The organism is Mucilaginibacter celer (genome assembly GCF_003576455.2).
In the GTDB taxonomy this organism is placed as follows: Bacteria; Bacteroidota; Bacteroidia; order Sphingobacteriales; family Sphingobacteriaceae; genus Mucilaginibacter; species Mucilaginibacter celer.
Map to the genome: position 1 here is coordinate 3,367,386 of NZ_CP032869.1, position 12,323 is coordinate 3,379,708.

The 12,323-nt window shown below is 44.6% G+C and carries 11 protein-coding genes; 10 read left to right on the forward strand and 1 reads right to left on the reverse strand.

Translation table 11 applies throughout. The annotated features are described in order from the left end of the window. Positions 1–4 precede the first annotated feature (4 nt). On the reverse strand, positions 5–2,074 hold the full coding sequence (locus HYN43_RS13435) for an HD family phosphohydrolase (RefSeq protein ID WP_119409832.1): 2,070 nt from the start codon (positions 2,072–2,074) through the stop codon (positions 5–7). A 114-nt stretch (positions 2,075–2,188) separates the two neighbouring features. Between HYN43_RS13435 and HYN43_RS13440 the strand changes: the two genes are divergently transcribed. The 10 genes from HYN43_RS13440 (at position 2,189) to HYN43_RS13485 (ending at position 12,243) form a co-directional block, all read left to right on the forward strand. Then, positions 2,189–3,046, forward strand: a complete 858-nt coding sequence (locus tag HYN43_RS13440) for an SPFH domain-containing protein (protein ID WP_119409833.1) — start codon at positions 2,189–2,191, stop codon at positions 3,044–3,046. Between the two features lie 4 nt (positions 3,047–3,050). Beyond that, the gene (locus tag HYN43_RS13445; RefSeq protein WP_162996459.1) at positions 3,051–3,578 is read left to right on the forward strand and encodes a hypothetical protein; all 528 of its coding nucleotides are present in this window, start codon (positions 3,051–3,053) and stop codon (positions 3,576–3,578) included. 1 nt (position 3,579) lies between these two features. Next, positions 3,580–3,756 carry a type II toxin-antitoxin system antitoxin gene (locus tag HYN43_RS13450; RefSeq protein WP_119409835.1) on the forward strand — a complete coding sequence of 59 codons (177 nt, stop codon included), beginning with the start codon at positions 3,580–3,582 and terminating at the stop codon, positions 3,754–3,756. 139 nt (positions 3,757–3,895) lie between these two features. Then, a complete protein-coding gene (locus HYN43_RS13455) occupies positions 3,896–5,074 on the forward strand; it encodes an acetyl-CoA C-acyltransferase (RefSeq protein WP_119409836.1) in 1,179 nt (392 codons plus the stop codon). A gap of 291 nt (positions 5,075–5,365) precedes the next feature. After that, entirely contained in the window at positions 5,366–6,295 is a 930-nt protein-coding gene (locus HYN43_RS13460) for a hypothetical protein (protein ID WP_119409837.1), read from the forward strand. A 122-nt stretch (positions 6,296–6,417) separates the two neighbouring features. Beyond that, positions 6,418–7,896: a POT-type proton-dependent oligopeptide transporter gene (locus HYN43_RS13465; RefSeq protein ID WP_119409838.1), complete on the forward strand. Its 1,479-nt coding sequence runs from the start codon at positions 6,418–6,420 to the stop codon at positions 7,894–7,896. Between the two features lie 110 nt (positions 7,897–8,006). Next, positions 8,007–8,738: a polyprenol monophosphomannose synthase gene (locus tag HYN43_RS13470; protein ID WP_119409839.1), complete on the forward strand. Its 732-nt coding sequence runs from the start codon at positions 8,007–8,009 to the stop codon at positions 8,736–8,738. A 131-nt stretch (positions 8,739–8,869) separates the two neighbouring features. Next, positions 8,870–9,892 (forward strand): Holliday junction branch migration DNA helicase RuvB, encoded by a 1,023-nt coding sequence (gene ruvB, locus HYN43_RS13475; protein WP_119409840.1) that lies wholly within the window; start codon positions 8,870–8,872, stop codon positions 9,890–9,892. A 36-nt stretch (positions 9,893–9,928) separates the two neighbouring features. Continuing rightward, the gene (locus HYN43_RS13480; protein ID WP_119409841.1) at positions 9,929–11,125 is read left to right on the forward strand and encodes a Gfo/Idh/MocA family protein; all 1,197 of its coding nucleotides are present in this window, start codon (positions 9,929–9,931) and stop codon (positions 11,123–11,125) included. 227 nt (positions 11,126–11,352) lie between these two features. Further along, the gene (locus HYN43_RS13485; protein ID WP_119409842.1) at positions 11,353–12,243 is read left to right on the forward strand and encodes a polysaccharide deacetylase family protein; all 891 of its coding nucleotides are present in this window, start codon (positions 11,353–11,355) and stop codon (positions 12,241–12,243) included. Positions 12,244–12,323: the final 80 nt, after the last annotated feature.

Genomic DNA, 12,323 nt, shown 5'->3' on the forward strand with positions numbered 1-12,323 from the left:
ATTTTTAATAATCTATCCTAACATGGTAAATACTCATCAGCATCCGCTTAAAAATAGCTTTGATGGTTTCAATATCTTTTAAAGTTATATTACTGTCTTTCAACTGATTCTGATCAAGCTTATATTTCACAATCCTGTCAACCAGTACGCTGATGGATTCTTCGTCGGGTTCTTTCAGCGAGCGGGAGGCGGCCTCCACCGAGTCGGCCAGCATTAAAACAGCGCCTTCTTTGGTGAACGGGATAGGCCCCGGATAGCGGAAAATGTTCTCGTTGATAAACTTTTCGGGGAAATTTTTGAGCGACGACTGGTAAAAATAATCAACCCGGGTATTGCCATGGTGAGTTCGGATAAAATCAATCACCACCTCGGGCAGGTTAGCTTTACGGGCCATTTCAATCCCCTTGCTCACGTGGCGGATAATGATCTGGGCGCTTTCTTCATAAGGCAACTTATCATGCGGGTTAAAGCCCGAAGCCTGGTTTTCGATAAAAAACAGCGGGTTTTCCATTTTGCCAATATCGTGGTACAAAGCTCCTGCTCTAACCAGCAGCGCGTTGCCTCCTACGGCATAAATGGCATTTTCGGCAAGGTTGGCTACCTGTAACGAATGCTGAAAAGTTCCGGGCGCGCTAAAAGCCAGTTCACGCAGCAGTGGTGCGTTGGTATTGGTAAGCTCGATCAGGGTAATTTCGGATGTGATAGCAAAAATCTTTTCAAACAGGTAAATAAGCGGATAGGCCAGCAGCGTTAACAATACGCTCACCACAAAAGGCAAAAACTCCGTCCAATCGATATTCATAAAATCGCCTTCGCGCACAAAGGTGATGCCCAGAAAGGCCACAAAATAATTAAATATGATAATCACTGCCGAAATAAGGAACTGTTCGCGCCGCACCAGGTTTTTGATGCTGTAGATGGATACCATACCGGCGGTAATCTCGTAGTAAGCAAACTCGAAGCTGTTGGGCACAAAAAATCCGGCCATCAGCACCACCAGCATGTGAATATTCAGCGCCAGGCGGGTATCAAACAAAATGCGGATAATAATGGGCACTATGCAATAAGGAATATAGTACAAATTTGTAGGGAACTGCAGTTTGATGGCCAGGCTTAGCGTTGCCAGCATAGCGGTGATTACCAGCAAAATCAAACCCACCAACCTGTTATCAGCATAAATATCTTTACGAAACAGGTACAAAAATATCATGAGCAGGGTTATGGCAATTCCCACCAAAAAAAACTGCCCCAGCAGCACCAGGTTACGGTTGCCGTTTACACGGGCGTTATCCTCAAAGGCCTTTTTAAACGATTCGAGCTTCTGGTAAACATCATCATTCACTACCGAGCCTTTGTAAACTATCACCTCCCCTTTTTGTACCATGCCCCGGGTTACCGAAAGGCCATCGACTTTTTCTTTTTCCAATCGCGTAGTGAGGTTATTATCATAGCTTAGGTTGTTTTGAAGTCGGTTACTGATTAAATCCAATAAAAAAGCCTTATCCAGATCATTGTGGCGACTTAAAATCTTGTCGCAATAAGCCAATGCTTTTTCGCGGGTAAACAATTCGCCGGTATTGCGATCTGTGGCTATATTTCTATTAAGGATTTGAATTGTATAATTTTCGCTCCCGCGCTGGTATTTTGCGTTGGTTTTAAACACCCCGGTTTGGTAAATTTCGGTAAGCAGATCAACACCCGTGCTGATGTATTTAGGTTTTAGTTTATCATTTAAGCCTGCGTTATGCCATTTAATCTCCAAATCGCTTTTAAAACCCTCAATCTGCACATTGCCGGCGGTGGCATCAAGCTGGTAAATAGGGGTTACACTTTCAAGGGCCGATTTCTGATCGTTCATAATCTCCTGCGGTGTTTTCAGGATGGCAAAGTTGTAGGGCGATACCAGGTCTTTCTGGTTCCAGATGCGGCCTTTTTCATGCTCGTAGCTAAATTTTGCCTGCTTTGGTAAAAAGTAAACAATAAGCACAACACTGGCCACCGTCATTAAATATTTAACGTTACGGGCGTATTTGCGCAGTAAAGCCTTTTGGCGCGATGTGGATAGTTTTGCCATTGATGTGTTTAACCTGCCAAAAATAATATAAGTTTCTGTTATATGCAGTTTTTCTTGCTTTTGTGAAAAGGATTATGATATCTTTGTGATATCATTTTAAAATCAAACTAAATCATGAATCCTGAAAAAATCATCAACCCGCCATCCGGCTTTGCTACATTTATTGTATCGATGGTATTATTAATTGTATCAGTCCTTTTATTCATAGAAGGGCAATTAGCTATCGGCATCATCTTGCTTATAGTTACTTTTATTTTTTTACTACCGGGCCTGATTATTGTAAACCCCAATGAATCGAAGGTGCTCACCTTTTTTGGCAAATATGTGGGCACAGTAAAAAAAGACGGCTTTTTTTGGGTTAATCCCTTCACCGTAAAAAAGAAAGTTTCATTAAAAGCATTTAACCTTAACGGCCAGCAATTAAAAGTGAACGACAGTATTGGTAACCCGATTGAGATTGCCGCAGTTATTGTTTGGCAAATTAAAGATACCGCCGCTGCCGTTTTCGCGGTTGAAAACTACATTCAATACGTAAACATCCAAAGCGAGGCCGCGGTAAGGCACCTGGCCAACACTTTCCCTTATGATAACCTGGAAGACGAAACAGCTACCATCACCCTACGCGGCGGTGCCGACCAGGTAAGCGAAATGCTTGAAAAGGAGTTGAACGAACGTCTTAACCGCGCCGGTATCGAGGTATTGGAAGCCCGCATTTCACACCTGGCATACGCACCGGAAATTGCCCATTCCATGCTGCAGGTACAACAGGCATCAGCTATCATCGCGGCCCGCAAGCTTATTGTTGAAGGTGCTGTTGGCATGGTAGAAATGGCACTGAACAAACTATCCGAAAAAAACATTGTAGAGCTTGATGAAGAGCGCAAAGCCGCTATGGTAAGTAACTTATTGGTAGTACTTTGCGGCGATAAAGCTGTGAACCCGGTTGTTAACACTGGCACTTTATACCATTAATAACATGGAATATTACAGAAGTTTCGATCAATTGCGGGTAACGGAACTGCCGGTACTAAGGCACGGTTTCTGGCGGCCATGGTACGAGCTTACCGACGGACAATTCAGCTACGGTAAACTCACCTATTCGGGCGCCATGAAGCGCAGCTGTTTGCTCGAAACCGCCACAGGCAGTTGGGTTGTAAAACGAAAAGGCTGGTTAAGCCGTAAGTTTATTATTGAACAACCCGGCGGCACGGAAATTGGTATGGTAACGCCCGAAATTTGGAGCCGTAAAATACTGGCAGAGCTTAATGACGGTTTTTCGGCAAACTTTTTTAATAAAAAGCTGCTGTCGCGCACATTTACCTGGGTAAACGAGCAGTACGGCGATATGCTAAGCGTGCAGGCCAAGGCTTTTAGCCGCAGCAGGCCTTTTGTTGTGCACATCGATACCGGCGTGGTTAACACCCTGCCCCACCTGCCTTTATTGGCCTTACTGGGCATAAATTTAATATTATTTAAACAGGCCGAAGCAGCGGCCGCGACTTGATATGGCGGAGAAGAAAGCATTTGTACTACGCATTAACCCCGAAATGCTAAAGGAGATAGAAACCTGGGCAGCCGAAGAGTTCAGAAGCACCAACGGACAGGTTGAATACCTGCTGCAACAGGCTTTGCTTGCGCGGAAAAAGGGGTTTAAGAAGAAAGGTAAGGAGATTGGAGATTAGAGGTTGGAGATTAGAACAATGTCGCTCAAATAATCAAATCCAACGGTTAAAACTGCTTTACTAACTAATCTCTGATCTCCAACCTCCAATCACTACCAACTAATTACTAACTTTGGCCACCAATTTTAATGCGCGACACATGAAAGAAGTAGTAATAGTAGCGGCAACACGCACACCCATAGGTAGCTTTGGTGGTAGTTTGGCAGCCATCAGTGCCACACAGTTGGGTGCGGCGGTGATTAAATCGGCAGTTGAAAAGGCTGGATTACAGCCCGACCAGGTGCAGGAAGTATTTATGGGTAACGTAATGTCGGCCAATATTGGGCAGGCACCGGCTACACAGGCGGCTATATTTGCGGGGCTCCCCTATTTGCCTGCTACAACTGTTAATAAAGTTTGCGCATCGGGCATGAAAGCTATTATGCTTGGAGCTCAAAGCATCGCTCTGGGCGAAAATGATATTGTTGTTGCCGGCGGTATGGAAAGCATGAGCAATGTGCCTTACTATTTGGATAAGGCCCGCAACGGATACCGCTTAGGTAATGGTGAAATTATTGACGGATTAGTTAAAGACGGCCTGTGGGATGTTTACAACGACTACCACATGGGCTCGGCGGCCGAACTTTGTGCTACCGATTGTCATATTACCCGCGACGATCAGGACGCCTACGCCGTAGAATCATACAAACGTGCCCAGGCTGCACAGGCTGCCGGCAAATTTAAAGAGGAGATTACCCCTGTTGGCCTTAAAGATAAAAAAGGTGAAATCACCATGTTTACCGAAGATGAAGAGCCCGGCACAGTAAAGTTTGAAAAAATCCCCACACTAAGGCCTGTATTTAAAAAAGACGGAACAGTAACAGCCGCCAACGCCTCTACTTTAAATGATGGCGCAGCCGCGGTTGTGCTAATGAGCTGGGAAAAAGCCGACGAGCTTGGCATTAAACCGCTGGCCAGGATAGTATCTTATGCCGATGCCCAGCAGGCGCCTGAGTGGTTTACCACCGCACCCTCAAAAGCAATTCCGCTGGCTTTACAACGGGCAGGTTTACAAACCGGGGATATTGATTTTTTTGAAATTAACGAGGCATTCTCAGTAGTATCAATAGCTAACAACCAGCTTTTAAACATCCAACCCCAAAAAGTAAATGTTAACGGAGGGGCAGTAGCGCTGGGGCACCCGCTGGGGGCTTCGGGGGCCCGGATTGTTGTTACCCTTTTAAATGTATTGCAACAAAACAACGGTAAATACGGCGCTGCCGGTATTTGTAACGGCGGCGGCGGGGCCAGCGCAATTGTTATTGAAAATTTACGTTGATAAGTAAAGATTAAAGAAACTCATTGCAAATATGCGCAATGGCCGCGTTAGGGTAGTAGCGGATACCGTCCGTTAGCTAACGGATAAGGCCTGCAGGCCTATGAGCGGATAGCCCGGACCACAGGTAACGCCCGGATTTAGAGATCAATGATTGGAGAATGGAGTTTAGATGTTATTAAAAGCATCGTTAAGTTTCAAACTATTCAGAGCAACATGACATTGGCAGGATCGCCCCATATAAATAACTATTAGGTAACCGCCTAAAATAAATGAAATAATTAAAATATAATCGTGACAAAAAAAACAGCGCTTACCATCCTTTCCCTCCTGCTTTGCTTACAAACCTTTGCCCAGCATACCGATGATGCCGGACGGCTTAAACGGCTAACCGTGCTTGAAGACAGCCTTGCACACCTGGGCAAAAAAATGGTGAACGATGAGAATGATATGGAGCGCAAAAACGCTAATTACAAGTTTATCCCTACCCTTGTGCAGGCTTTGAGGATCGACAATTCATTCGCTTATCCTTTTGATTCGGTGAAGGCCATAAGCATCATCAAATCGCCCGATAACCGTTTCCGCATCCTTACCTGGCATGTAATGAACCTTGACGGCAGCTATCGCTTTTACGGTACCGTACAGATCAATACCCCTACCGGCGAGTTAAAGATGTACCCACTGGAAGATTACTCGCCGCTGATGAAAAGCCCCGAAGATACCATAACCGATAACCGCAAATGGTATGGCGCGCAGTATTATAAAATTATCCCTGTACACACAGTAAAACCTTACTACGTGCTTGTTGGCTGGAAGGGAAATACCGTAAAATCAACCAAAAAGGTATTGGATGTGTTGGCTTTCAATAATGACAAGCCCGAATTTGGTATGCCGGTTTTTGATGGCAACGGCAAAAACCGCAAGCGCGTGGTTTTTGAATACGCCCGCCAGGTATCTATGTTGCTGAGATACATCCCCGAACAAAATCTGATTGTATTTGATCATCTTACAGCCCCCGACGATAAGATGAAAAACCACCCCGAAACCTTCGGTCCCGACCTGAGCTATGATGGCTACAAGCTAAAAAACGGCCGCTGGAGCTTTGTTGAAACGCTGGATATGCGCAACATCCCCGATAATACCGATGCAGCTACCGGCACCGATTACGTTGATCCTAAAAAACAGGCTGCCCGTGATCGTGCAAGCGTTCCATCGGGCCATTAAGAATAAAATAAGCATTAATCATCTCATACCACTGCTTTAATTACTTAAATTGTAACACTTTCGGTATTAAATTTTGATTATGAAGATTTATATTATTTTTACAGACTTTTTAATTTAAATAAATGCAAGAAAAAACCGCTCCGGCAAAGTCGCGATTCCCCAAGAGTGTACCTTATATCATTGGCAATGAAGCTGCCGAACGTTTTAGCTTTTACGGCATGCGTTCAATACTCACCCTGTTTTTGGTAAAACAATTTTTTAACCCTGCCGAGGTTCCGGCGCTGGCACAACAAGCTGATGCCCACGCCAATAAACTGAACCATTTGTTTGTTATGGTGGCATACGCTTTGCCATTTGTTGGCGGTATGATTGCCGATTGGTTTACCGGTAAATATAAACTCATCCTTTATATCTCGTTGGTATATTGCCTCGGGCACCTGTTGCTGGCGATGTTTGATACCAGCCTCAGCGGTTTTGAGTTTGGTATGCTTGTGGTTGCTATTGGCGCAGGTGGTATCAAATCCTGCGTTTCGGCTAACGTGGGCGACCAGTTTGATGCCAGCAACCAGGATCTGCTTTCAAAAGTTTACGGCTGGTTTTACTTCAGCATCAATGCCGGCTCTATGCTGTCAACAATTGCTATTCCTACTATTTACAAATACTATGGCCCTAAATGGGCTTTTGGTGTTCCCGGAATTTTAATGGCTTTGGCAACCCTCATATTTTTCCTGGGCCGCAAAAAATACGTAAAAGTGCCTCCGCAGGGCGTAAACCGCAACAACCTTGTGTTTATTACCTGGTACGCCCTTACCAACTTAAGCAAAAAGAAACCAGGCCAGTCGTTGCTTGATATTGCAAAAGAAAGTTATGACCCTGAACGTGTTGAAGGCGTTAAAGCGGTATACCGCGTAATTTCGGTATTCTTTTTTGCATTGGCTTTCTGGGCTGTATGGGATCAGTGCCTATCAGAATGGACGCTTTACGCTGCAAAAATGAACCGAAACATTAACCTTGGTTTCACCTCTTTTATGATCGAGCCGGGCTCAATGTCAACGTTCAATACCATTTTCCTTTTGCTGTTCATCCCACTCTTTAACTATGTAATTTACCCTAACCTGGATAAAATCGGCTTAAAAACAACGCCTTTACGCAGGCTTGGCGCCGGGTTGGTTTTAACAGCATTATCATTTGTGGTAATCGGTTTTACACACGTAAGTATTGATCATGGCGGCTCGCCATCAATGTGGTGGCAGGTGTTGGCGTTTTTAATATTATCGGCTGCAGAAGTGTTGGTATCAATTACCGGTTTAGAATATGCTTATACACATTCACCAAAATCAATGAAAAGTACTATGTCGGGCATTTGGTTCCTGGTTGTGTCATTTGGCAACCTGATCACCGCACTGGTTAACGGACTAATTGAAGACGGTGGCTGGTGGGCCAGAAATTTAAAAGGTGCCAATTACGAATGGTTTTTTGTGGCCTTTATCAGCGTGTTTATCATCATATTTATGTTTGTTGCCCCACGCCTTAAAGAAAGGAACTACATTACCGATCCGTATGTTGACAACGAGGTGATTGCCGATACCCATAATTTATAAAAACAACTTGCGTTAAATACAGTTAAAAAAAGCCCTCTGAATTTTTTGATTTTCAGAGCCGGTTTAAATCAATTAGCTTTGGCTGTTTTTACTTTACTTGAATTTGTTAAGTGCCGGATAGCATTATTATAATACCTACTTACAACGAGAAGGAGAACATCGAGCGGATGATCCGCAAGGTATTTTCCTTACCTCACGATTTTCATATCCTCATCATTGATGACGGCTCGCCCGATGGTACGCCGCAGATTGTAAAAAGCCTTCAGCCCGAATACGATGGCCGTCTTTTTATGGAAGAGCGTGCCGGTAAGCAAGGGCTCGGCACCGCCTACATCCACGGCTTTAAATGGTGCATAGCCCGCCATTACGACTATATTTTTGAGATGGATGCCGATTTTTCGCACAATCCGGATGATCTGCTTCGTTTAAGACAGGCCTGTATAGACGGCGCAGATTCGGCCATTGGTTCAAGGTACATCAATGGCGTAAACGTGGTTAACTGGCCTATGAGCCGGGTGTTGATGAGCTATTTTGCATCGGTTTATGTACGCTTTATAACCGGCATTAATATCCAGGATTCAACAGCAGGCTTTATGTGTTACAAACGCAAAGTACTTGAAACCGTACAGCTCGACAAGATTAAGTTTGTAGGCTACGCTTTCCAGATAGAGATGAAATACACCACCATTAAACATGGTTTTAAAGTGGTTGAAGTTCCCATCATATTTACCGACCGCACGGCCGGCACCTCCAAAATGTCGACCAGTATTTTCCGCGAAGCTTTCCTGGGGGTAATCCAGATGAAGATTAATAGTATTTTCAGGAAGTATCCGGAGGGGTAATTTAGTGATTGGAGATTAGAAACTTGAGATTAGGCTTGACTACGTTCAGTTTATATCTAACGTAAATTTTACTAACCTCTAATCTCCAACCTCTAACCTCCATTTCAAAAAAATTACTAATTTCGTTGGCAATGAACGAACATCTTGATCCTAATCGTGAACGCCTCAACAATACCGAACGTGATATTGAAAAAGTATTGCGTCCGCAGCAGTTTGAGGATTTTACCGGTCAGCATAAAATATTAGCCAACTTAAAAATATTTGTTCAGGCAGCGCGGCAGCGCGGGGAAGCGCTTGACCATGTGTTGTTACACGGCCCTCCCGGCCTGGGTAAAACCACCTTGTCGCACATTATAGCTAATGAGATGGGCGTGGGTATCAAAATCACCTCTGGTCCTGTTTTAGATAAACCCGGCGACCTGGCCGGTTTGCTTACCAACCTTGAAACCGGCGACATTCTTTTTATTGACGAGATCCACCGTTTAAGTCCGCTGGTTGAAGAGTACCTTTACTCGGCCATGGAGGATTTTAAGATAGATATTATGCTGGAGAGCGGTCCTAATGCGCGCTCAGTACAAATCTCGCTTAATCCCTTCACCCTGGTTGGTGCTACCACCCGTTCGGGTTTGCTTACTGCTCCGTTGAGGGCCAGGTTCGGCATTAACTCGCGTTTGGAATATTATGATGCCAAGCTGCTTACTACCATTGTGCTTCGTTCGGCATCGATATTAAAAACACCCATTACGGATGAAGGCGCTTATGAAATTGCCCGCCGCAGCCGCGGCACCCCGCGTATAGCCAACGCCCTGCTGCGTCGTACGCGCGATTTTGCCCAGATAAAAGGGAACGGAGAAATTGATACCGAAATAGCCCAGTATGCATTGAACGCCCTGAATGTGGATAGCCACGGGCTGGATGAGATGGATAACAAGATTTTGCTTACCATTATTGATAAGTTTAAAGGCGGCCCTGTGGGGTTAAAAACCGTGGCAACGGCAGTTGGTGAAGATGAAGGCACTATTGAAGAGGTATACGAACCGTTTTTGATACAGGAAGGCTTTTTAATGCGCACGGCCCGCGGCCGTGAAGCTACAGAAGCAGCCTACAAGCATTTAGGAAAAATAAAACTGGGCGGAAACCCATCCTTATTTTAATATAAACCTACATAAATACATCCCCGCTATCCAACCATGAAAACTAAATTAAAACTTTTATTGAGCACAGCTGCGCTTATCATAAGCGGCCTGGTATCGGCGCAAACCACTCCGCCGCCGCCGGTTAATCCTCCTGCCCCGGCAACTTCGGTTACGCTTCCCAACGATTCGCTCAAGGCTAAAAAGGATACCGTACCTGCAAAAAAACTTCTGCCTACTTTAAAAGTTGGCATTATGGGGCTAAACCATGATCATATTCACCTGATATTAAGCGAATACCGCAAAGGCAATGTAAACATTGTAGGCATAGCCGAGCCAAACAAAAAACTTTGGGAAAAATTTGGCAAAGCCTACAACCTGCCCGATTCATTGTTTTTTGACGATCTGAAAAAAATGTGCACCACCCGCAAGCCTGCTATTGTATTAGGTTATAACGAAGTAGGTAAGCACGTAGATATTGTTGAAACCTGTGCCCCGCTGGGTATTTCGGTAATGGTTGAGAAACCTCTGGCCGCTACCTTGGAGCAGGCTAAGCGCATGGAGTTCCTGGCTTTAAAGTATTACATCAAAGTTTTAACCAACTATGAAACAACCTGGTATCCCTCGTTCCAGGATGCTTATAATACGGTTAAGCTGGATAGTATAGGTATCATTCGCAAAATGGTAGTACATGATGGCCACCAGGGACCAAAAGAAATTGGCTGCAGCGAAGATTTCCTGAGCTGGCTTACCGACCCGGTACTAAACGGTGCCGGCGCGCTGAATGACTTCGGCTGCTATGGAGCCGATTTGATGACCTGGCTAATGAAAGGCCAGCGCCCGATAGCTGTTACCGCTATTGCCCGTCATTATAAACCAAACGTGTACCCTAAAGTAGAGGATGATGCCACCATTTTGGTTGAATACCCCAACGCCACCGGCCAGATTGAAGCCTCGTGGAACTGGCCTTACGGGATTAAAGATATGGAAATTTTTGGCGCTAAGGGTTATATTCATGCATTTGATAAGGACAACGTTCAGCTAAAACTCAACAATCACAATTCGCGCAGTTATGTAGCTGCTCCCCTGCCCTCTCCTGATGACGCGCCGGTAACTTATTTTACCAATGCACTGCTACACCCGCTTAAAAGCGCCGAATACGATCGTTCATCATTAAAATATAATATGATAGTGATGCAGATACTGGATGCAGCCAAACGCTCGATAAAAGAAGGCAGGCGGATAGTATTGTAAATACAAATAAATCCGACAAATTGTTATACAAAGGCTTAAAGACGCTAACATTCTATAAGCGTTTTTGAGCCTTTGCAAGTTTATACATCTTGTGGATCATTTTATTGGTGGTGGCCCGGTTTACCGTGCGCCCGGAATTCTTATTCCGATAATTAATTTTATTTAAGGCATGTTATATAATTACTAATTTAGCGGCCGTTAAATTGATTCAATAACCAACCTACAATATGATAAAACAAACATTAATTATGCTGGCTTTTGGTGCGTTTGGTGCAATATCATGCCAATCAAAACCAGCTGATAAAACAACTGCCACAACAACACCTGGCACTGCTAACGCCCCTGCAACAGCTACCCCGCAAACCGATAACGCTGCCATCATGGCCCGCAAACAAGTGCCTATTGTTTGTTATCACCAGATCCGTAATTGGGTGGCAACCGATTCAAAAAACGCCAAGGATTACATAGTACAGCCTGCTTTTTTCAAGGAACACATCAAAATGCTGGCCGACAGCGGTTACCATACCATTCTGCCCGATCAGCTTTACGCTTATCTTACCAAAGGCACCCCGCTGCCTAAAAAGCCCATCATGCTTACCTTCGATGATACCGACCTGGATCAGTTTACGGTAGCCAATCCTACCCTAAAAAAGTATGGCTTTAAAGCAGTGTATTTTGTGATGACCGTATCAATCGGCAGGCCGAAATACATGACTGCCGCACAAATCAAACAATTATCAGACGAAGGCAACGTGATTGCCAGCCATACCTGGGATCACCACCGTGTTGACCGTTACTCGCATAATTCAACGCTTAAAATTATCGGCAAAAACGGTAAAGTAACTACCCGCCCTGTTGATGACTGGGTTACCCAGATAGACAAGCCAACCAAAAAACTGGAAGAGATCACCGGCAAAAAAATGGATTACTTTGCCTTCCCTTTTGGCATCTGGAACAAAGCCGCTTTGCCTGAGCTACGCAAACACGGTTTCAAAATGGCTTTCCAGTTAGCCGACAAACGCGACCCATCTGATCCGCTAATGACTGTTAGAAGGATTTTAGATAGCGGCTACTGGAGTACAAAAACATTCAGCAATAGTATCAGAAGCAGCTTTTAATCCTCCGCTCTTGTAAAAAAGGTGAGATAAGTTTATAAACAAGCAATGCCCGGTAAAACCGGGCATTGCTTGTTTATAAT